Here is a 20,448-nt window from a genome sequence, read left to right as displayed (position 1 = left end):
GGCCATCGATGAATCCCGAAATACCGGATCCGCTTGTGTCGGTCGTTGTGCCCGTGCGCAACGAAGCGGGCAATGTCGCGCCGTTGATAGGCGAAATCGAAACGGCTTTGCGGGACGCTGGTCCGTTTGAAATCATCTATGTCAACGATGGTTCGACCGATTCGACCGGCGACGAACTGCGCAAATTGATGCAAAGCCGTCCGCATCTGCGGCAAGTCAAGCACGCGCAATCGTGCGGCCAATCGGCGGCGGTGCGGACGGGGGTTCGGGCAGCGCGGGGACCGGTCATAGTGACGCTGGACGGCGACGGCCAGAACGATCCGGCTTTCATTCCGCAACTGCTCAAAAAGCTTTCGGCCTCGGGAGCGCTTTGCGGCCTCGTGCAGGGACAGCGGGTTGGCCGGAAGGATACGGGTTTCAAAAAACTCCAGTCCCGCATCGCCAATTCCGTGCGCGGATCCATTCTGCAGGACGGAACCCGCGATACCGGCTGCGGCCTTAAGTGCTTCCGGCGCGAGGTCTATTTGGCGCTGCCTTATTTCGATGCCCTGCACCGTTTCATGCCCGCGCTTGTGAAGCGCGAGGGGTATACGATCGCGCTGGTCGACGTGGTGGACCGGTCGCGCTTGACCGGCGTATCCAACTACGGGTTCTTTGACCGCCTATGGGTCGGGATCGTGGATTTGATGGGCGTACGCTGGCTTATCCGCCGCCGCAAGCGCGTGCCGCAGGCCGAAGAGGTACGTTGAATGACCGATCTATGGACCACATTATACGACTACCTCTACGTGGTCTTTGTCGACCACTTCGATGCGTGGGCCTATTTCGGCATTCTCGCGCAAGTGGTTTTCGGCCTGCGCTTCATCACGCAATGGATTGCCAGCGAACGGCAGGGGCGCAGCGTCATTCCCATGTCGTTCTGGATGCTGTCGATCGTCGGCAGCCTGATGCTGCTCGTCTACGCCCTGATACGCCGCGATCCCGTGTACATTCTGGGGCAGGGACCGAATGTGCTGATCTATGTCCGCAACGTGATGCTGGTCCGTCGCGAGCGGGCTCAGCAGGCGGCTAAGCCGTCGCCCTGAGCCGTGCGAAGCCGGCGTCTAGATCGGCCTGGAGATCGTCAAGATCCTCCAGCCCGACCTGAAACCGCAGTGCCGGACCGCCCGGGTTCCATGTCGTGGCCGTGCGATAGTCCGAACAGTCGAACGGCACCAGCAAGCTCTCATAGCCGCCCCAGGAATAACCCAGACCGAATAGCTCCAGGCCGTCCAGCATGGCGGCGACGGCTGCGTCGGAGGCCGGATGGAGGATGACGGAGAAGAGACCGGACGAGCCGGCGAAATCGCGCTTCCAAATATCGTGGCCGGGACAGGTCGGCAGGGCCGGGTGCAGAACCTCGCGCACTTCGGGACGTTGCTGCAGCCACAAGGCAAGGCGGAACGCCTGGCGTTCCGCTTCCTTCAAGCGCAGCTCCATCGTGCGCAACCCGCGTAGCGCCAAATACACATCCTCTGGCCCGGCGCACATCGCAAATGCGTCGAACGTGCTGCGCAGGCGGCGCGCCCATGTCGCACTGGCGGAAACGAGGCCAAGGAGCAGATCCGAATGTCCTGAGAGATATTTCGTCCCGGCTTCGATCGCCAAATCGACGCCGTGTGTGTGGGGCGAAAAGAACAGAGGGGTCGCCCAGGTGTTGTCCAAGATGACGCAGATGTCGCGGGCATGGGCGGCCGCGGAAATGGCCGGAATGTCCTGCATTTCGAAGCTTTGCGAGCCGGGGGCTTCGGTCAGGATCGCGCTCGTGTTGGGCTTGAACAGGGAGGCGATCTCGCCGCCGAGCAGCGGATCGTAATATTCCACTTCCACGCCCATGCGTTTCAGAATCGTATCGCAGAAGATGCGGGTCGGACGGTAGGCGCTATCGGTCACGAGCAGATGATCGCCGGCCTTGACGGCCGTCATCAGGGCGAGCGCCACAGCGGCAAGGCCGGAGGGGACAAGCGTCGTCGTCGCCGCGCCTGCAAGTTCGCTCCAGGCGATTTCCAATGCCTCGGTTGTCGGCGTCCCGCGCGTACCGTAGTTGAACCGCGCCTTGTAATCGCGCAGTTCCTCCACGGTATCGAACAGCACCGTAGAGCCGCGATAGATTGGGGTGTTAATAAAGCCGAACTGCTCGGCCGGATTACGGCCGGCATAGACGAGCTTGGTGCGGCTTTTGATCTTTTTCTTCGTTTCCGGGCTGAGCTTGCTCATATTGACTGACTATTTCCCTGCAGGACGATCGAATCTCGCCGAACTTTATGATCGAATTCGAGAATACTGTCTTGCCGGAAAAAGACATCACATGCGCACAAATGACATGCCTGCGGCGCTGCGATGAGCAACGCCGTCGGCTGCGTTGTGACCAATCGCCCGCGTGCGGGGCAAGGGCTAGCGGCGACCCGCGCGTCTCTGTTCAAGGATATTCTTGGCATCGCCGCCATAGCCACGCTGATAGGCGAGCAGCCGCAGATCGTGCGCTTGGCGCCACTGGTCCTCGGGTTGGCGGGCAGCCATCGCTTCGGGAATTTCGACTTCGTCGAAGCCGCACCCGAGCGTATGGAAATACTGATCGGCAATCAGCGGCCCAGTTGCGCGCAGGGTGCCCTTGAACCCGTGGTTGCGCAAGGTTTTCGCCAGCGAAAAGCCGCGCCCGTCCGAGAAGGCCGGGAAGTTGATGGCGATGAGCGTCAACCGGTCGAGATGCGGTTCAAGCTCTTCGAACGGCATGGTGTTTTTCACGTCGACGCCAATGTGCCCGCGGTTCGGCCAATTGGCCTCCAAATCCTCGAGCCAATCGAACGGCACGATCGCATCGCCCAAACCGTCCGAGTTGACTGGCAACTCCCAGTCGGCGTCGATGCGCTTATACGTATCCTTGCAGAAGCGGCCTTCGCGGACGATTGTCATATTCCGCCTCCCTGATCGAGCGGGCTCGCGGCAGGTGCGCGCGGCGTGCCGGTGACGAGGGCGCTCTTGAACGCATCGTGACCGATCCGCCGATATGTGTGGATGAAATCCTCGTCGAGATCGCGATGGGCGAGATAGACGCCAACGATGCGCTCGATCGCGTCCGGCACCTCTTCGGCGCGCAGACCTGGGCCGAGACGCTCGCCGATGGAGGCGGAGAGGGTCGGGTCGCCGCCCAGGGTGATCTGGTAGCTTTCCTCGCCGCTCTTTTCCAAGCCCAGAATGCCGATACCGGCAACATGGTGATGGCCGCAGGCGTTGATGCAGCCCGAAATCTTGATGCCGAGCTTGCCGATCAGGCGTTGCCGGTCCGGATCGGCAAAGCGCTCGGAGATGGCCTGCGCGATCGGAATCGAGCGCGCCGTTGCGAGCGAGCAATAGTCCAGGCCGGGGCAGGAGATGATGTCGGTGATCAGGCTGGCGTTGGCGGTCGCCAGATCTGCCGCTTTCAGTTCCTGCCACAGCGCGAAAAGGTCGTCCTTCTTCACGTAGGGCAAGACGATGTTCTGCTCGTGGCTGACACGCAGCTCGCTAAGCGAATATTTGTCCGACACCTCGGCAAGCACACGCATCTGCGCGGCTGTCGCATCGCCCGGCACGCCGCCGATCGGCTTCAGCGAGACTGTGACGATCGTATAGCCGGCCTGTTTGTGAGGCGCGGTGTTGATGTCCACAAAGCGGGCGAATTCGGAATTTGCCGCTTTCGCCTTTTTCATGACGTCTGAAACGTCCGGCAGTGCCTCGTAAGCCGGTGGCACGAACTGCGCCTCGATCCGCGCGATTTCCGCCGGATCGGCGGCAATCGCGGCCTTGTCGAGGCTCTCGAATTCCGCTTCGATCTGCTCGCGAATCTCGTCGAGACCGGTCTCGTGCACTAGGATCTTGATGCGCGCTTTGAATTTGTTGTCGCGGCGCCCGTGGCTGTTATAGACGCGCATCAGCGCTTCCATATACGGCAGCAGCTCCGCCTTCGGCAGGAATTCACGCACGATATGACCAACCATCGGCGTGCGGCCAAGACCGCCGCCGGCCAGCACTTCGTAACCGATCTCGCCGCCCTCGTTCTGCACGATCCGCAAGCCGACATCGTGAACACGCGTTGCTGCGCGATCGTGCACGGCGCCGCTGACCGCGACCTTGAATTTGCGCGGCAGGAACGAAAACTCCGGATGGTTGGAGGACCATTGCCGCAATAATTCCGCGGTCGGGCGGGGATCGGCGATCTCGTCGGCCGCAACGCCCGAGAAGTGATCAGCCGTCACATTGCGGATGCAATTGCCCGATGTCTGGATGGCATGCATGTTGACGTCGGCCAGCGCATCGAGAATGTCCGGCACATCGACAAGTTTGGGCCAATTGAACTGAATGTTCTGACGCGTCGTGAAATGGCCGTAGCCCTTGTCCCACTTCTCCGCGATGTGGGCGAACTGGCGCATTTGCGTCGACGACAGCGTGCCATAGGGCACGGCAATGCGCAGCATATAGGCGTGCAATTGCAGATAGAGGCCGTTCATCAGGCGAAGCGGGCGGAACTCTTCTTCCGTCAGCGCGCCGGACAGACGGCGCTGCACCTGCTCGCGAAATTCAGCGACGCGCGACCGCACGAATGCGGCATCGAATTCGTCGTAGCTGTAGAAATGTTGCGGCTTTACGGGAACATTCATGAGGCTGCCTGCTTGCCGAGGTCGCGACGCACGCTCGGCCCGAGCGTGCGCATTTTTTCGCGGTAGTGAATTGGTTCGGGTCTGCCGTCTTCGCGCAGAGCGACGTCGATGATCTGCACGTCGAGAATGCGATTGGCGGCCACGTCGGCTTTGGCCTGCGCTTCCAGGGCCGCGATTTCGCCATCAGTCTGCGCTGGTTTGGCGTCGAGATGATGCCGCGACCAGCCCGTACCGGTGAAAAAGATCACGTCGCCTTGCTTCAGGTCGCTCGCGGTCAAGATTTTCGGGTGTTTGATGCGAGCCATTTATTGCGAGCCTCCGTTCAGGCGGATGGCGTCCGCAAAGGGGATGACAACTTTATCGGTGCGTTCAGCCTTGGCGCTGCCGCGCACCAAACCGACCAAAATCACAGCCGGCCCTTCGATGCCGGAATCATGGATCAGGTCGGTGAGATCGGCCAGGATCCCGGATGCAACCAGTTCGTTCTGGCGGCTGGCGTTTTCGACGATCGTCACCGGCGTCGCCGGATCGGCGCCGTTCATCAGCAGCTTGGTGCGCAACGCCTTGGCCGCCTGCACGCCCATATAGACGGCAAAGGTCACCCCGGGCTCCGCCAAACGACGCCAATCGTGATTGGCGAAACCGTCGACATCGCGCGCGGTCAGAAAGGTGATGGACGAGTTGCGGCCGCGTCGGGTGAGCGACACGCCCATGCTCGCCGCGGCGGCAGCCGCGGCCGTGATGCCGGGCACGATCGTCACCGGCACGCCGGCGGCATCGCACGCGGCGATTTCCTCGTCCGCCCGGCCGAACACCAGCGGGTCGCCACTCTTGAGGCGCGCGACCAGGGCTCCGGATTTGGCGTGCTCGATCATCAGCGCGTCGATATCGCTCTGCTTCCAAGAGTTCTCGCCGCCGGAACGGCCGGACTTGCCGACCTCGATGAATGTCGCCTCGCGCCGGGCCAGCTCAAGAATGCGTGCGTCGACCAGACGGTCATACAGAACGACATCCGCCCGGTGCAGCACTTTGCGCGCCTTCAGGGTCAGAAGATCGGGATCGCCCGGTCCGGCGCCAATCAGCACGACGCGGCCACGGTTTTGCTTGTCGATTCCATCCGCGGCGATCAAGCGGTCGATGAGATCGCTGACGCCCTCCGCGCCATTCTCCGCGAAAGCCGCTTCGCCGGCGCCGTCGAAGAAATTCTCCCACAATAGGCGTTTGGCACGATGGTCGAGCGCCTCCGCCACGCGAGTGCGGTGCGGAGCCGCCGCGTTCACCAAATCGCCCAAGGTCACGCTCAAGCTCTCTTCGACGCCGGCTTTGATCTTCCGGGCTAAGACCGGGGCCGCGCCTTCGCTGCCAATTGCTACCACCACCGGATCGCGATCCACGATAGCCGGCGTGATGATGGTCGATTCGTCGGGCGTATCGACCACATTGACCAAAATTCCGGCTTCGCGCGCGCATGCGGCGATGCGCTGATCTTCCGCAGGATCTTCTGTCGCCACATAGGCGAGGAATATATTCGCGAGGTCGGAAGGACCGAAGGAGCGCTGATGCCAGACGATTTGGCCCGGGCCGGGCGTCCTTTCGGCATACTCGCTGATCTCAGTGACGACGGCTGGCGAAACGATCACGATCCGCGCTTCGGTCTTCAGCAGCAGGCGCAATTTCGCCAGTGCCAAAGCGCCGCCGCCGCACAGCAGAATCGTCTTGTCCCTCGTATCCGCGAGCAGCGGGAAATAGCGCATGCCTAAACCTCTTGCGGCAACGTCAGCGACAGGCCGTCGATCTCTTCCGACCAGATGATCTGGCAGGACAGGCGCGAGCCGGCTTCCAGCACCGGCAATTCATCGAGTTTATCGAGTTCCTCTGTGCGCGGTTCCGGCAAACGCGAGACCCAATCCTCGTCCACCACCACATGGCACGTCGCGCAATCGCAGGCGCCACCGCACAAACCATCCATGCCGACGCCATGGTCGCGCAAGATTTCCATCACACGCCACCCTTCAACAGCCTCAAGCGCATGCGCCGCGCCGCTGCGGTCTATGACATTGATGACGCCCATTCACACCAATCCTCTATTCTCTCAGTTTACTCATATGGCTGTCGCATCAAAAGTCAATTCACATTTTAAAAAATATAATTATTTATATAACAAAATTTTACAGTTAAATATGCTGTATCCTCGCAAAATTTGCCGTCGCCTATAGTATCTCGTGGCGTCAGGGATTAAACCGCAGGCAACTGAGTTTGCATTTTGGATACCCCATGACCGCCTCGGGCCTTCCCTTCGACGACATTCGCAATCTTGTTCGCCTGTTACCTGACGCCAACGAACACGCATGGGACGAAGTCAAAGCCACAATGGCGCGTCTCGATCCGGCCGGTGCACTGGGGCGGTTTCACGACCATGTCGCCTGGCTCGCCTCTTGGCAGGGCAAGACCAAGCCAGTGGTCTTGCGGCCTCTGCTGGCGATTTTTGCGTCCAGCCATGGCGTTTCCCCGGTTCCGCCGGCGCGGACCAAACAGGCTCTGACCCATCTGTCCGACGGCGGCGCGGCCGTCAACCAGATTTGCGCCAGTTTCGATGCGGGGCTGAAGGTCTTCGATCTCGCCATCGATCTGCCCACCAAGAACATCGCGCACGACGCCGCGATGGACGAAAAGACCTGTGCCGCCACGATGGCTTTCGGCATGGAAGCTATTGCCGGCGGTGCGGATCTGCTGTGTCTGAGCGCCCTCGGACGCGGAGCCGATCTGCCTGCCGCCGCCATCCTGTCGGCGCTGAGCGGCGGCGATTGGTTGCCGGCGGCCAGTGATTCGGAGCGGGAGACGGTCGCGGTGGCACTCGATATGCACCAGGCGCATCTCAGCGATCCGTTGGAGGTTCTGCGGCGGCTGGGCGGGCGCGACATCGCCGCACTTGCCGGCGCCATTCTCGCCGCGCGGATGGAACGTATCCCCGTCGTGCTCGACGGTTTGGCGGCCGTGGCGGCGGCTGTGATTCTGAACAGGCTCGAACCCGGAGCCGTCGCGCACTGTCTGCTTGGTCAAGCCCTTGCCGAATCGCTCCAGGGTCCTATTTGCGACGAACTCGGCTACAAGCCGGTCGCGGATTTCGGGGTGCACGAGTCGGACGGCGCCGGAGGAGTCTTGGCGATGGGGATCATTAAGACCGCGGTGGCTTGCTATATGGGCATGGTGCCGGCGGCCGAATTGGTTTTGAATTGAGGTCATGACCGTCTCAACGCCCTGCATCAAAATCTGCGTCATGGAGCCGAGCCTCGGGCTTTGCATCGGTTGCGGCCGTTCGATCGCAGAAATTTCTCAATGGGGGCTGATGAGCGAGGAAACGCGCCTCGCGATCATGGCCGAATTGCCGCCGCGGCTTGAGCGCCTCAAGACCCGTGGTGGCACGCCGGCGCGCGTACGGCCGAGCGAGCGCCGCCGGCAGCGCATGCAGACGGGCGATTGATCGCGTTGGTGCACTGGCCGTGCCACCCTGAATCGAATTGACGCTCTGTCCAAAGCTTGTATCAATCGCGCCAACAGTCATCGCTTCGCTCTGCATGCGTGAAGCGTATTCCGGCACGACGGTTCCGGTTCGGCTCTTTCATCTTTAGCCTAACCCAAGGATACGCCATGTCGCGCCTTAGCTCCGCTTTTGCCTTTTTTCTATTTATCTTGTGCGCGAGCACAAGCGCTTATGCGGCTGATACGATAAATGTTTTCGCGGCGGCGAGCCTCAAGGACGCGCTGGATGAAATCGCCCATGATTTTACCGTGGCGACGCAAATCGACGTCAAAACATCCTATGCCGGCTCATTGGCCTTGGCGCGTCAGATCGAGCAGGGGGCGCCGGCCGATCTATTCGCCTCGGCCGATCAGGATTCGATGGATTACGTGGCGACGCGCAATCTGATCAAACCCGAGATGCGCATCGATCTCCTGAGCAATCAACTGGTGGTCGTTGCCCCCACGTCAGCGCCCGATGCGCCGCTTGCGCTGACGGCGGACGGCTGGACCGCCGCGCTCGGCAATGGCCGAATTGCGGTCGGCGAAATCAAAACCGTGCCGGCGGGCAAATATACCAAGGAAGCGCTCGATAAGCTTGGTTTGTGGGTGACGCTCGAACCCCATCTTGCGATGGCGGACAATGTGCGCAACGCGCTCAATTTCGTCGCGCGCGGCGAAACGCCCTACGGCATCGTCTACGCGAGCGATGCGAAAGCCGAACCGCGCGTCAAAGTCGTGGCGACATTCCCGGAGACCTCGCACGCGCCGATCATTTATTCGTTCGCGTTGACGGCCGGCAACAAGGGCGAAGCCGCCGCCAAATTCTTGACCTATCTGCAGAGTGACGCAGCGAAAGCCGTCTTCGTCAAATGGGGCTTCACGCCGAAGTGACGTGCGGCGAAAGAGGCGAAGCGCCAGCCAGCGCTTCGTCCCCGTGAAGCTGCGCTGATTTATTTGTTGAGGCGCGCCAACAGGCTCGACGTGTCCCAACGGCCGCCACCCATCGTCTGGACTTCGGAATAGAATTGATCGACCAGAGCTGTCACCGGCAAGTGGGCGCCGTTGCGGCGCGACTCGGCAAGACAAATGCCGAGGTCCTTCCGCATCCAATCGACGGCGAAGCCGAAATCGAATTTGCCGGCGAGCATCGTCTTGTAGCGGTTCTCCATTTGCCAGCTCTGCGCCGCGCCTTTCGAGATCACCTCGATCACCGCTTCCGCGTCGAGCCCGGCTTGGGTGGCAAAGTGCAGGCCCTCGGACAGGCCCTGGACGAGACCGGCGATGCAGATCTGGTTGACCATCTTCGTCAGCTGACCGGCGCCCGCGTCGCCGAGCAGCCGGCATGAGCGGGCGTAGCTTTGAATGACAGGCTCGGCCTTGGCGTAATCGCTCGCATCGCCGCCGCACATGACGGTCAAAACCCCGTTTTGCGCGCCCGCCTGGCCGCCGGAAACGGGTGCATCGACAAAGCCGAGGCCGAGCTTTTTGGCGCTGGTATAGAGTTCTCTTGCCACATCAGCAGACGCAGTCGTGTGGTCGACAAAGATTGCGCCCGTCGCCATTGCGGCGAAGGCGCCGTCCGGACCGATGGTGACGGATCGCAAATCGTCGTCATTGCCGACGCAGGCGAAGATCAGGTCTTGCCCTTCGGCGGCGGCGCGCGGCGTCGGAGCGCTTTTCCCGCTATGTTCGGCGACCCAACTAGCCGCTTTGGCCGGCGTGCGATTGTAAACCGTCACGTCATGCCCATGCGCCTTGAGATGCCCAGCCATGGGATAGCCCATCACGCCCAAGCCGAGAAACGCAACCTTCGCCATATCCAATCCCTTATTGTGCAACGCGGTATGGTACGCTTCCCATATCTAATTGCGTGGAGCAAGCGCGTTCACAAAGGGCTCAAGCAAGGCTGCCCGCACCCTCATGCAGGACGCGGCGCTCGACGTCGGCCAATTCTTCCCGGGTGTTGAGATTGGCAAACGGTGCGAGGCCAGCTACTTTGGCGTCGAACAGCACGCTCGCATGCGGCAATTGCTCAAGCATGTGTTTGGGTCCACGAATGCCTTGCTCGAGTGCGATTTCCATTTGCGGCAAAGCGCTGACCCGCCAAAGCGCGAACGTCGGTTCCACTCCATCCGGGCTTCTTGCCACCACGGCCTGGCTTTCCGGGTTCAGCGCCGCGGTCAAGCGGTCGACGAGGTCGAGTGGCAGCAGCGGGCCATCGACCGGCACGGCGACAATGGCATCAGCATTGTGTTGCTGGGCATAGTTCAGTCCGCTCGCCACACCGCACAACGGGCCGTTGGCGCCGAGGCGGTCGGGGAGCACAGGATGTGGATAAGCGGCAAAGCGGGCGGCATCGCCGTTGGCGTTGATGACGACATCCGCGACTTGCGGTGCGAATCTTGCGAGCACATGCTCGACCAGCGGACGCCCATTGAACGTGACGAAGGCTTTGTCGGCCCCCATACGAGAGGATCGTCCGCCCGCGAGAATGACACCGATTATTTTCATGACGTTTCCACCATCCGGTTTTGGATCGCATGAACTCGCTGAGCGTGAATTCTTTGCCCGGCACGCACACGAGAACGATCGCAATTGTTTGCCGCCGCATGTTGCCGTGTTGTGGTCCTGCGATCAACAAGTCCGTTGACCCGCTTCAAGCGGGGCCTATAACGCGGACAAACAGCTTAAAATGCGGAGCCTTCTGTTGCCGACCGAAAAAGACGTTCTACGTGCCCTCACGCTTGTGCCCGGTCCTGACGGCAAGACGCCCTTGCCGGCCTCCGGCACGTTGAACGGCATTAGTATCCGCGACGGCAAGGTTTTTGCGGCAATCGCGATCGATCCGGCGAAATCCATGGAAATGGAGGAGATGCGGCTGAAGGCCGAGCGGGCGATCAAAGCGATCCCCGGTGTGACGGGCGCGCTCGTGACGCTGACGTCGGAGCGGCCGCAGGCGCCGGAACCTGCGCGTCATGGGCCGCGCGGTGGCAGTCCGGTTCCGGGGATCGCCAAGATCATTGCGGTGGCGTCCGGCAAGGGCGGTGTCGGCAAATCGACGACGGCTTGCAATTTGGCGCTTGCCTTAGCTGGGCAGGGGCTCCGTGTCGGCATTCTCGACGCCGACGTCTATGGCCCGTCGATGCCGCGTCTCTTTGGCCTCCACCAAAAACCACAAGTTGGCCCCGACAAAATGATGATTCCGCTCGAAGCGCATGGCGTGAAAATCATGTCGATCGGCTTCATGGTCGAGGAAGAGACCGCGATGATCTGGCGCGGCCCCATGATCAAATCGGCTCTCACCGAAATGCTTCGCCGGGTCAGTTGGGGCGAGATCGACGTCTTGGTCGTCGACATGCCGCCCGGTACGGGGGATGCGCAATTGTCGCTCGCGCAGGACGTTCCGTTGGCGGGTGCCGTCATTGTTTCGACGCCGCAGGACCTGGCGCTGATCGACGCGCGCCGCGCCGTCACGATGTTTCGCCGGGTCGAAGTGCCGATCCTTGGGGTCGTTGAAAATATGAGCTATTTTCTATGCCCGCATTGCGGCACGCGCTCTGACGTCTTCGCCCATGGCGGCGCACGGCATGAGGCGGAAAAATTGGACGTGCCCTTTTTGGGCGAGGTGCCGCTCGCGCTCGCGATTCGCGAACGATCCGATGCCGGCCAACCGGTCGTGGTGAGCGAGCCGAATGGCCCGCACGCCGCGGTGTATCGCGGCATCGCGCAGGCGGTCGCGGGCGCCCTGCAGGGATATCAGGGACGACCGGCACCGCGAATCGTCATAGAATGAGCGCAAGCGGGGCGGGGCCGGTCTTGCCCCCCGCTCGGCTGGAAAAATCCGCCAGTTAGGTCTCGCCCTAATTTTGTCGTTTAGCTGCATGAGTCTCCGCGCCATCGCTCCGGGAGATGTACATGGCTTTACTGCGTCGCCGCTTTCTGCAAACCGCCAGCATCGGGCTGGCGGCGTCCGCCCTTGCCGCGCCGGCGCTGGCGCAGAGTGCTCCGGAAATCAAATGGAAGCTCACATCGAGCTTCCCCAAAACGCTCGATTTGATGTTCGGCGGTGCGCAGGAATTCGCGCAGCGTGTGGCCGAGGCGACCGGCGATAAATTTCAGATCGAAGTCTCTGCGCCGGGCGAATTGGCCCCCGCCGTGCAGGCGCTTGACGTTGTAACGAACGGTACAGTCGATATGTGCCATACGTCCTTGGCCTATTTTTCCGGCAAGGACCCGACCTTCGCGCTCGCGACGGGCATTCCGTTCGGCATGAACGCCCGGCAGCAAGACGCTTGGGCGAGCTTTGGCGGCGGCAACGAATTGTTCAACGAATTTCTGGCCGACTACAACGCGATCGCGCTGCCGGGCGGCAACAGCGGCGCGCGCATGGGCGGCTGGTTCCGTAAAGAACTGAAAGCGCAAGAGGATCTGAATGGCCTGAAAATGCGTGTCGGCGGTTTTGCGGCCAAGATCCTGCAAGGTTTCGGTGTGCAGCCGCAACCAGTCGCGGGCGCGGACATTTACGATGCGTTGGAAAAAGGCACGATCGATGCCGCGTCCTGGGTCGGCCCTTACGATGACGAAAAGGCTGGGTTCAATAAGGTCGCGCCGTTCTATTATTATCCCGGCTGGGCCGAAGGCAGTGCGATGCTGCATTTTTGCATCGATGCCAAGAAATGGGCTGGCCTGCCAAAATCCTATCAGGCGATTTTGACCGCTGCCGCGGCCGAAACCAACTCGCGAATGCTCGCCCGCTACGATGCGGCCAATCCCGCAGCTTTGAAACGGATCATCGCCTCTGGCGCACAATTGCGTCCCCTCTCGCAGGATTTTTTGGAAGCATGCTGGAAGGCGGCACAGGATCTTTACGACCAAACCGCGCAAAGCAACGACAAGTTCAAGAAAGTGTATGAGTCCTACACGCAGTTCCGCGGCGATGAATATTTGTGGTGGCAAGTCGCCGAATATACGTTCGACAATTACATGATCCGGCAGCGCGCCAAGACCTGAAGGATTTGGGTCTCGACCCCAGGATCAGCCGCCGGTCACGCTCATATGACGACCGACCGCCGGCGCGCGGCCCGCGCGATCAATGATGAAATCATGCCCCTTCGGCTTGCGCGCGATGGCGCGGGTGATGGCCGCATCGAGCAGATCATCGCTCGTAGAGGCGCGGAGCGGCGCGCGAAGGTCGGCGGCATCTTCCTGGCCGAGGCACATATAGAGTGTCCCGGTGCAGGTGACGCGCACTCGGTTGCAACTTTCGCAAAAATTATGGGTGAGTGGCGTGATGAACCCGAGCCGCCCGCCGGTCTCCTTCACCGTGACGTAGCGTGCCGGGCCGCCGGTCCGATAGGTCGAGTCGATCAGCGTGTAGCGGTCCATGAAGCGCGCCCGCACCTGGGAAAGCGGCAAATATTGGTCCGCCCGCTCGCCCTCGATTTCACCGAGCGGCATGACCTCGATGAAGGTGATGTCCATGCCACGCCCGTGCGCCCAGACGAGAAGCCGCTCGAATTCGTTCTCGTTAAAATCTTTCAGGGCGACCGTATTGATCTTGATCGCCAGTCCTGCCCGCTGCGCGGCATCGATCCCGGCCATCACTTTGTCGAAATCGCCCCAGCGGGTGATTTGGCGGAATTTGGCCGGATCGAGCGTGTCGAGCGAGACGTTGATCCGCTTTACGCCATAATCGGCGAGTTCGGTGGCATAGCGCGAAAGCTGAGACCCGTTGGTCGTCACCGTGACTTCGTCGAGCGCCGCGGAGTGCAGATGCCTCGAAAGGCCGCGAAAGAGGCTCATGATATTGCGGCGAACCAGGGGTTCGCCGCCTGTGATCCGCAATTTGCGGGTGCCGCGGCGGATGAAAGCCGTGCACAGGCGATCAAGCTCTTCCAGCGTCAGCAGGTCGCGCTTGGGGAGGAAGTTCATGTCTTCCGACATGCAATAGGCGCAGCGGAAATCGCACCGGTCCGTCACCGAGACGCGGACATAGGTAATCGCCCGGCCGAACGGATCGATCAGTGGCGAGGTGGGAGCGGTGGGCACCTCAAGATGGGCGGCGGTGGCGCCATATTGGTCGATTTCTGTGATCCCATCCATGTTTCTGACCTGTGCCGGCCCCAACGGGCGGCATTTTCGCTACTTTTGACTGATAATCTATCTATATGTCTCACGCGACGAAACAAGACTAAAAAGGGATCTTCATGCAGCAGGGCGCCGATCATTGGCCGACGGAAATTCGGGTTCGCGAGCATGGGAGCGTTCTGAAGATCCAGTTCATCGGCGGCGAGGACTATGAGCTGAGTGCCGAATATTTACGGGTTTCGAGCCCCTCGGCGGAGGTGCGCGGCCACAGTCCGGCCGAAAAGAAAACGGTGGCGGGCAAGAGACAAGTCCGGATCACCCAAGTGACGCCGGTCGGGAACTATGCTGCGCGCCTCGTGTTCGACGACGGCCACGACAGCGGGCTCTACACCTGGGACTATCTGTTCGATCTTGGGCAGAATTTCGCCGCCCATTGGCAAATCTATCTCGACGAGCTCGAAGCCAAGCACCTCAATCGAGGCTAAGACAAAGCCGGGGCGAACCCCGGCTCAAATCGCGCGAACAGCCCGAAGATCGCTCAGTTACGCAGAACGATCACTTTCGTGCCGACATGAACACGTTCATAAAGATCCTCGACATCCTCGTTGGTCATGCGAATGCAGCCCGACGAGACCGCCTGACCGATCGTATCCGGCTCATTCGAGCCGTGGATGCGATAAAGCGAGGAGCCGAGATACATCGCCCGGGCGCCGAGCGGATTGTCGATGCCGCCGGCCATGTGCCGGGGCAGATCGGGCCGGCGCTTCAGCATTTGCGGAGGCGGGGTCCAATCGGGCCATTCGGCCTTGCGTGAAATGAGCTTCACGCCGCCCCACTCGAACCCCGGACGACCGACGCCGACGCCATATTTGATCGCCTGGTGTTCCTGCAGGACGAGGTACATCCGACGTTCTTTTGTCGAAATCAGAATGGTTCCCGGCGCGTAGGGGCCGTCATAGGTGACCGTTTCGCGCGGGATAGGATTCTCCTGCACATTCGCCTCGGGTTGGGGCGTCGTGGTGAAGACTTTGAGCATGTCGGAATCGATGGCCCAAGCAGGGGCCGCGGAATAAAGAATAATCCCGGCCACAGAGCTGGCCATGGAAATAAGGTAACGGCGCATTGGTGCCTCGTAATCTCGAAGGTGAAAACGAACGCAGAATCACGCGGCCTCAGCCAAGCCACATGTGAACAATGTTCTACCAATACGCCGTCGATGCAATTGGAGATCGCGGGAATCGTAAACGAACGGTTGCTTCTTGGCGGGAGTTGCATGGCTGCAACAATTCCGCCTTGCCGCGACACAATGCCGTTGCAGTGAGCCGCGGTTAAGCAGGCCGCAACGCCGCCATGCCGCGCTATCAAAATGTGGCGCGAAATTATTGAGATTTTGGATAAAAGCATGGTGGGCGCGACAGGGATTGAACCTGTGACCCCACCCGTGTGAAGGGTGTGCTCTCCCGCTGAGCTACGCGCCCTCAAGGCTGTTCGCCTCAAGCGCCCCCCGTTTACGGAGGGCGCAGGGCGAAGTCAAGCATACATTGGCGCTTTAACTCTAATATGTCCGCCGCCGGATTTTGAGCGGTGGAAAGCGTTGCCCGGCTTCGAAAGGTCAGACGTCTAATCCATACCGCCGTCGGCGAGGAATTTTTCCAGCCAGTGGATGTCGTATTGGCCGTTCTGAATATCGGCATTGCGCACAAGGGTGCGGAAGAGCGGGATCGTCGTATCGATGCCGTCGACGATGAACTCGTCGAGCGCCCGGCGCAGACGCATGAGCGCCTCGGTCCGCGTACGGCCATGGACGATCAGCTTGCCGACGAGCGAGTCATAGTGCGGCGGAATCGTATAGCCTTGGTAGACTGCCGAATCGACGCGCACGCCCAGGCCGCCGGGCGGATGATAATAGGAGATCTTGCCCGGTGAGGGGCGGAAGGTCGCCGGATGTTCGGCGTTGATCCGGCATTCAATCGCGTGCCCGGTGAACACCACGTCTTCTTGCGCGAAGGACAAGGGCGAGCCGGCTGCGATCTTGATCTGCTCGTTGACGAGGTCGATCCCGGTGATCATTTCGGTGACCGGATGTTCGACCTGAATGCGGGTGTTCATTTCGATGAAATAGAATCGGCCATCCTCATAAAGGAACTCGATCGTACCTGCGCCCACGTAGCCGAGTTCGCGCATCGCCTTGGCGACCGTTTCGCCGATCTCTGCCCGTTGCCGGTCGTTCAAAGCCGGTGAGGGGCTTTCTTCCCAGACCTTTTGGTGCCGGCGCTGCAAGGAGCAGTCGCGCTCGCCGAGGTGCACCGCGCCGCCCTGGCCATCGCCCAATACTTGAATCTCGATATGGCGCGGTTTTTCGAGGTATTTTTCCAGATAGACCGCATCGTCTCCGAACGCCGCTTTTGCTTCCGAGCGGGCCGTTGCCAAAGCGTCGGGGAGATCTTCGGCCGAACGCGCCACTTTCATCCCGCGCCCGCCGCCGCCGGCGGCGGCTTTGACGAGAACCGGATAGCCGATGTCCGCCGCGATTTTCAGCGCTTCGGCATCTTCCGTCACTCCGCCTTCGGAGCCCGGCACGCAAGGAATGCCGAGGCGCAAGGCCGTGCGTTTGGCCTCGATCTTGTCGCCCATGATCCGGATATGCTCGGCTTTCGGGCCGATGAAGGCGATATTGTGCTCGGCAAGAATGTCCGCAAAACGCGCATTTTCCGACAGGAAACCGTAACCGGGATGAATCGCGTCGGCGCCGGTGATTTCGCACGCAGCCAGCAACGCCGGGACATTGAGATAGGAATCCCTGGCGGCCGGTGGGCCGATGCAGACACTTTCATCGGCCAGCCGCACGTGCATCGCATCGGAATCCGCGGTCGAATGAACGGCGACTGTGGCAATACCGAGTTCCTTGGCTGCGCGCAGTACGCGCAACGCGATTTCGCCCCGGTTTGCGATGAGTATCTTATCGAACATGTGGAATCCAAATCCTCGTCAAACGACATCCCCTGGCCGAGCTTGCGCAGCGGCTACTCGATGACGAGCAGCGGCTGGCCATATTCCACAGGCTGTCCGTCTTCGACCATGATGGCGGTTATCGTGCCGGCACGCGGCGCGACAATTTCGTTGAACGTCTTCATGGCTTCGACGAGCAGGATTTTGTCGCCGGCTTTCACCACCGAACCGATTTCGACGAAGGGTTTCGCCTGCGGATTGGTGCGGCGATATGCGGTGCCGACCATAGGCGATTTGACCGTTCCCGGATTCTCGGCCGCGGGCACGGGCGGGGCGGCCGGCTGAGCCGGGGCAGGCGCGGCTTGCGGCGCCGGCGCAACGTGATGTTGAATGGCCATCGGTGCCGCAGTCGCAACGGCTGCCACCGCGCGGGAGACGCGAATGCGCAGATCGCCTTTTTCCACCTCGATCTCGGTAAGATCCGTGTCGGTGAGCAGATCCGCAATTTCCCGCACCAGGTTTGCGTCGATGCTCTTGTCGCTCACCGCCCTGGGTGCGGATGGTGTCTTGGCCGGTTTTTTCATATCGCCTCTTTAATAGGTCATGACGTCTTGCCGCGAAGTATTCGTTCTCGGGAAAGTGACAGCAGGTTTTTGTTAAAATACGACAAATTCCCCAGCCCGCGCGGCGTGATCTCTTAAGCTGCGCCTTCAAGCAGCGCCTCGAGCGCGAGCCTATAGCTCATCGGACCAAACCCGAGAATAACCCCTTTGGCAACAGCCGATATATAGGAATGGTGCCGGAAATGCTCGCGCGCGTGCACGTTGGATAGGTGTACTTCGATGACTTCGGCCTTGGCCCCCCGGATCGCGTCATGAATCGCGATCGACGTGTGGGTATAGGCGGCGGCGTTCAAAATGATCGGTTGGCCCGCGGAACCAGCCTCCTGAATCCAGGTGACAAGATCGCCTTCCTGGTTAGATTGCTTGAATACGAGATCGGCGCCGAGCGCCGCTGCCCGGGCCCGCAAATCGGCCTCAATCTGGGCGAGTGTCTGTGCGCCATAGGTCCCCGGTTCGCGGGTGCCGAGCAGATTGAGATTGGGTCCATTCAAGACGTGGACGGTTTTCATCGTTTTCCCTCAAATCGGAAAGGCTGCGGCCGAACCGGCCGCCCGCTGAACCGTCATAGCCCGCAATCGGACGAGAGGGAAGCTCCCTCGGAAAAAGGGGCCGCCTGCCACGCAGGTGGCCCTGCAACCTTAGTTCGACGTGATCGGCGTGCAGCCGTGCGCCACGAGTTGGCCGTTCACATCGGCCATTTGGCCCTGCAGATACGACAGGTCGTCGCGCGAGGCGCCGCCGGCGTCAGCAACCACAACACGATGGCCGTCCGAATTTGCCAGGCTCAATGCGGCGATACCGGCGGTGAACGCGGCGTTCGCGCCAACTTCGCCTTGTTTCTGGCGGATATGTTCCGACAGAACGATCCCGTCGCCGTGCAAGCGGCGGCAAACCGGCGTCTTGTCGCGCGGATTGGGACCCTGCGCCGTGATCGAGGCTTGCGCGGCGGCCGCGCCTTCGCCCGTCGAGCTGCAGCCAGCCGCGGAAATACCCAAAGCGATAACAGCCGCAACGGCTGCAAGTTTACCAATCAGACCCATAATTAGAGGACCTCTTTCAGAGTGATCGCAGCCCCAAGCTGTCGCGACGGCCTTATGTTTTCGGCTCGTTCGCGTGCGTATAAATGCAGCGATTTTTTAATGCAATAAGACAATTTATATATTGCGAAAAAGCATAATAGATGCCCATTTTTCGCGGCACAAATGAGCGTCTGGAAAAACCGGGAAATACGAAATTTTTGGTCGGATCAAGACAAAATTCCCTCGAAAAATCAAAGAGAATAACCTTGTCAATTGTTCCGTTCAATTGTCTAATTGCGCCCAAGACTGATGCCGGGATACTCGCGCGCTTCTCATCAAGCATCGGGTTTGTATCAGTTGAAGCGCAAAGTTTGGCCGAACGAAGAGCCGTGAATCTATGTTTCCCGTCCAGGGAGGGGCGGATCTGCGGCAGGACGTTTCGGCAGTCACAACGACGTGTGGTTCGTCATTTTCGGGGAGATTTAAATGACGCGTGGAGTGAAGATTTTTGTCGCCGCTGCTTTGGCGCTGGGTGCCACGTCGGGTACCGCGCTGGCCGGCGATCCCGAGGCCTGTAAGACTGTCAAGTTCTCGGATGTCGGCTGGACCGACATTACCGCGACGACGGCGATCGCCTCGCGGATTCTCGTGGGTCTCGGCTATACGCCGAAGACCACCGTTTTGAGCGTGCCGGTGACCTACGCCTCGATGAAATCCAAAGACATCGATGTGTTCCTTGGCAACTGGCAGCCGAGCATGGAAAACGACCGCAAGGCCTATATCGAAGACAAGTCGGTGATCGAGACCGGCGCCAATCTGCCGGAAGGGGCGAAATACACCCTCGCGGTGCCGCAGTACACTTACGACAAGGGCCTGCATGATTTCGGCGACATCACGAAGTTCAAGGATTCGCTGAAGGGCAAGATCTATGGCATCGAGCCGGGCAACGACGGTAACCGCCTGGTGCAGAGCCTGATCGACGGCAACAAGGACAATCTGAAGGACTTCAAACTGGTCGAGTCGAGCGAGCAGGGCATGCTCGCCGAAGTGCAGGGCGCTGTGGCGCGTAAAGAGGATATCGTCTTCCTCGGCTGGGCGCCGCACCCGATGAACGTCAATTTCAAGATCCAGTATCTGACCGGTGGCGACGATACGTTCGGCCCGAACTTCGGCAGCGCGATCGTGTATACCAACGAGCGCGCCGGCTGGGCGGGCGAATGCCCGAATGCCGGCAAGTTCGTCGGCAATCTCAAGTTCAACGTGGATCTCGAAAATACCGTGATGAACTATATTACGGGTGACGGGATGGAAGGTCCGGCCGCTGCCGAAAAATACTTGAAGGCGAATCCGGGCGTTCTAGATGCTTGGCTTGCCGGTGTGACCACCTTCGACGGTCAGCCCGGTCTTGCCGCGGTCAAGAAGAGCCTCGGCCTGTAAGAGCCGTGGCAAGGGGAGGGCGATGGCTCTCCCCTTTTATATTTGGGGAAGTTGGGGCGTTTCTGGTCGTGGCAGGTGTTCCTTGGGAGGGAGCCTCAGGGGCGGCAGGTGGCGCGTTGATCATTGCCAGAATGA

At 60.6% G+C, this 20,448-nt stretch carries 23 protein-coding genes and 1 tRNA gene; 9 read left to right on the top strand and 15 right to left on the bottom strand.

What is annotated here, in order from left to right; genetic code table 11:
- Window positions 1–8: 8 nt before the first annotated feature.
- Both V9T28_RS10205 and V9T28_RS10200 read left to right on the top strand, forming a co-directional pair.
- On the top strand, window positions 9–749 hold the full coding sequence (locus V9T28_RS10205; RefSeq protein ID WP_116398857.1) for a glycosyltransferase family 2 protein: 741 nt from the start codon (window positions 9–11) through the stop codon (window positions 747–749).
- On the top strand, window positions 750–1,085 hold the full coding sequence (locus tag V9T28_RS10200; protein ID WP_116398856.1) for a lipid-A-disaccharide synthase N-terminal domain-containing protein: 336 nt from the start codon (window positions 750–752) through the stop codon (window positions 1,083–1,085).
- On the opposite strand, the gene metC is transcribed toward V9T28_RS10200, so the two are convergent.
- The 6 genes from metC to V9T28_RS10170 all read right to left on the bottom strand — a co-directional run bounded on the left by metC (window position 1,069) and on the right by V9T28_RS10170 (window position 6,747).
- Window positions 1,069–2,256, bottom strand: coding sequence for a cystathionine beta-lyase (gene metC / locus V9T28_RS10195; protein ID WP_116398855.1), 1,188 nt, complete (start codon window positions 2,254–2,256; stop codon window positions 1,069–1,071). The genes V9T28_RS10200 and metC overlap by 17 nt on opposite strands.
- A 177-nt stretch (window positions 2,257–2,433) precedes the next feature.
- Window positions 2,434–2,952: a DUF934 domain-containing protein gene (locus V9T28_RS10190; RefSeq protein WP_116398854.1), complete on the bottom strand. Its 519-nt coding sequence runs from the start codon at window positions 2,950–2,952 to the stop codon at window positions 2,434–2,436.
- Window positions 2,949–4,676 carry a nitrite/sulfite reductase gene (locus V9T28_RS10185; protein WP_116398853.1) on the bottom strand — a complete coding sequence of 576 codons (1,728 nt, stop codon included), beginning with the start codon at window positions 4,674–4,676 and terminating at the stop codon, window positions 2,949–2,951. Before V9T28_RS10185 ends, V9T28_RS10190 begins: the two co-directional genes overlap by 4 nt.
- Window positions 4,673–4,981, bottom strand: coding sequence for a DUF2849 domain-containing protein (locus V9T28_RS10180; RefSeq protein WP_116398852.1), 309 nt, complete (start codon window positions 4,979–4,981; stop codon window positions 4,673–4,675). Before V9T28_RS10180 ends, V9T28_RS10185 begins: the two co-directional genes overlap by 4 nt.
- Window positions 4,982–6,430 (bottom strand): siroheme synthase CysG, encoded by a 1,449-nt coding sequence (gene cysG, locus V9T28_RS10175; RefSeq protein WP_116398851.1) that lies wholly within the window; start codon window positions 6,428–6,430, stop codon window positions 4,982–4,984.
- Between the two features lie 2 nt (window positions 6,431–6,432).
- Complete coding sequence (locus V9T28_RS10170) at window positions 6,433–6,747, bottom strand: 2Fe-2S iron-sulfur cluster-binding protein (RefSeq protein ID WP_116398850.1); 315 nt, start codon at window positions 6,745–6,747, stop codon at window positions 6,433–6,435.
- Window positions 6,748–6,950: 203 nt separating this feature from the next.
- On the opposite strand from V9T28_RS10170, the gene V9T28_RS10165 reads away from it, so the two are divergent.
- The 3 genes from V9T28_RS10165 to modA all read left to right on the top strand — a co-directional run bounded on the left by V9T28_RS10165 (window position 6,951) and on the right by modA (window position 9,089).
- Complete coding sequence (locus V9T28_RS10165; protein WP_116398849.1) at window positions 6,951–7,913, top strand: nicotinate-nucleotide--dimethylbenzimidazole phosphoribosyltransferase; 963 nt, start codon at window positions 6,951–6,953, stop codon at window positions 7,911–7,913.
- A gap of 4 nt (window positions 7,914–7,917) precedes the next feature.
- Window positions 7,918–8,157 (top strand): DUF1289 domain-containing protein, encoded by a 240-nt coding sequence (locus V9T28_RS10160; protein WP_116398848.1) that lies wholly within the window; start codon window positions 7,918–7,920, stop codon window positions 8,155–8,157.
- Window positions 8,158–8,324: 167 nt separating this feature from the next.
- Window positions 8,325–9,089 carry a molybdate ABC transporter substrate-binding protein gene (gene modA / locus V9T28_RS10155; protein WP_116398847.1) on the top strand — a complete coding sequence of 255 codons (765 nt, stop codon included), beginning with the start codon at window positions 8,325–8,327 and terminating at the stop codon, window positions 9,087–9,089.
- A gap of 59 nt (window positions 9,090–9,148) precedes the next feature.
- Here the strand turns inward: modA and V9T28_RS10150 are convergent, their stop codons facing one another.
- Both V9T28_RS10150 and mobA read right to left on the bottom strand, forming a co-directional pair.
- Window positions 9,149–10,015 carry an NAD(P)-dependent oxidoreductase gene (locus V9T28_RS10150; RefSeq protein WP_116398846.1) on the bottom strand — a complete coding sequence of 289 codons (867 nt, stop codon included), beginning with the start codon at window positions 10,013–10,015 and terminating at the stop codon, window positions 9,149–9,151.
- A 79-nt stretch (window positions 10,016–10,094) separates the two neighbouring features.
- Window positions 10,095–10,709, bottom strand: a complete 615-nt coding sequence (gene mobA, locus V9T28_RS10145) for a molybdenum cofactor guanylyltransferase MobA (protein WP_116398845.1) — start codon at window positions 10,707–10,709, stop codon at window positions 10,095–10,097.
- A 193-nt stretch (window positions 10,710–10,902) separates the two neighbouring features.
- Here mobA and V9T28_RS10140 point away from each other — a divergent pair, with 193 nt between their 5' ends.
- Together V9T28_RS10140 and V9T28_RS10135 are read left to right on the top strand one after the other, a co-directional pair.
- On the top strand, window positions 10,903–11,991 hold the full coding sequence (locus V9T28_RS10140) for an Mrp/NBP35 family ATP-binding protein (protein WP_245423978.1): 1,089 nt from the start codon (window positions 10,903–10,905) through the stop codon (window positions 11,989–11,991).
- A gap of 122 nt (window positions 11,992–12,113) precedes the next feature.
- The gene (locus tag V9T28_RS10135) at window positions 12,114–13,208 is read left to right on the top strand and encodes a TRAP transporter substrate-binding protein (protein WP_245423853.1); all 1,095 of its coding nucleotides are present in this window, start codon (window positions 12,114–12,116) and stop codon (window positions 13,206–13,208) included.
- A 24-nt stretch (window positions 13,209–13,232) separates the two neighbouring features.
- Here V9T28_RS10135 and moaA read toward each other — a convergent pair whose 3' ends face one another.
- The gene (gene moaA, locus V9T28_RS10130; RefSeq protein ID WP_116398842.1) at window positions 13,233–14,300 is read right to left on the bottom strand and encodes a GTP 3',8-cyclase MoaA; all 1,068 of its coding nucleotides are present in this window, start codon (window positions 14,298–14,300) and stop codon (window positions 13,233–13,235) included.
- 104 nt (window positions 14,301–14,404) lie between these two features.
- Between moaA and V9T28_RS10125 the strand changes: the two genes are divergently transcribed.
- Window positions 14,405–14,770 carry a gamma-butyrobetaine hydroxylase-like domain-containing protein gene (locus tag V9T28_RS10125; protein ID WP_116398841.1) on the top strand — a complete coding sequence of 122 codons (366 nt, stop codon included), beginning with the start codon at window positions 14,405–14,407 and terminating at the stop codon, window positions 14,768–14,770.
- Between the two features lie 53 nt (window positions 14,771–14,823).
- On the opposite strand, the gene V9T28_RS10120 is transcribed toward V9T28_RS10125, so the two are convergent.
- From V9T28_RS10120 to V9T28_RS10095, 6 genes are all read right to left on the bottom strand, one after another.
- On the bottom strand, window positions 14,824–15,321 hold the full coding sequence (locus V9T28_RS10120; RefSeq protein WP_445242166.1) for a L,D-transpeptidase: 498 nt from the start codon (window positions 15,319–15,321) through the stop codon (window positions 14,824–14,826).
- Between the two features lie 367 nt (window positions 15,322–15,688).
- Window positions 15,689–15,763, bottom strand: a tRNA-Val gene (locus V9T28_RS10115).
- 142 nt (window positions 15,764–15,905) lie between these two features.
- Window positions 15,906–17,255 carry an acetyl-CoA carboxylase biotin carboxylase subunit gene (gene accC, locus V9T28_RS10110; RefSeq protein ID WP_116398839.1) on the bottom strand — a complete coding sequence of 450 codons (1,350 nt, stop codon included), beginning with the start codon at window positions 17,253–17,255 and terminating at the stop codon, window positions 15,906–15,908.
- 53 nt (window positions 17,256–17,308) lie between these two features.
- The gene (gene accB / locus V9T28_RS10105; RefSeq protein ID WP_116398838.1) at window positions 17,309–17,818 is read right to left on the bottom strand and encodes an acetyl-CoA carboxylase biotin carboxyl carrier protein; all 510 of its coding nucleotides are present in this window, start codon (window positions 17,816–17,818) and stop codon (window positions 17,309–17,311) included.
- A gap of 113 nt (window positions 17,819–17,931) precedes the next feature.
- On the bottom strand, window positions 17,932–18,366 hold the full coding sequence (aroQ, locus tag V9T28_RS10100; RefSeq protein WP_116398837.1) for a type II 3-dehydroquinate dehydratase: 435 nt from the start codon (window positions 18,364–18,366) through the stop codon (window positions 17,932–17,934).
- 129 nt (window positions 18,367–18,495) lie between these two features.
- On the bottom strand, window positions 18,496–18,897 hold the full coding sequence (locus V9T28_RS10095; RefSeq protein WP_116398836.1) for a hypothetical protein: 402 nt from the start codon (window positions 18,895–18,897) through the stop codon (window positions 18,496–18,498).
- 465 nt (window positions 18,898–19,362) lie between these two features.
- On the opposite strand from V9T28_RS10095, the gene V9T28_RS10090 reads away from it, so the two are divergent.
- On the top strand, window positions 19,363–20,313 hold the full coding sequence (locus tag V9T28_RS10090) for a choline ABC transporter substrate-binding protein (protein ID WP_116398835.1): 951 nt from the start codon (window positions 19,363–19,365) through the stop codon (window positions 20,311–20,313).
- The last annotated feature ends 135 nt before the right edge of the window (window positions 20,314–20,448 follow it).

This window comes from Methylovirgula sp. 4M-Z18, from assembly GCF_037890675.1.
Lineage (GTDB): Bacteria > Pseudomonadota > Alphaproteobacteria > Rhizobiales > Beijerinckiaceae > 4M-Z18.
The sequence above is the reverse complement of the archived record's forward strand: the minus strand, read 5'-3'. Positions and strand labels throughout refer to the sequence as shown.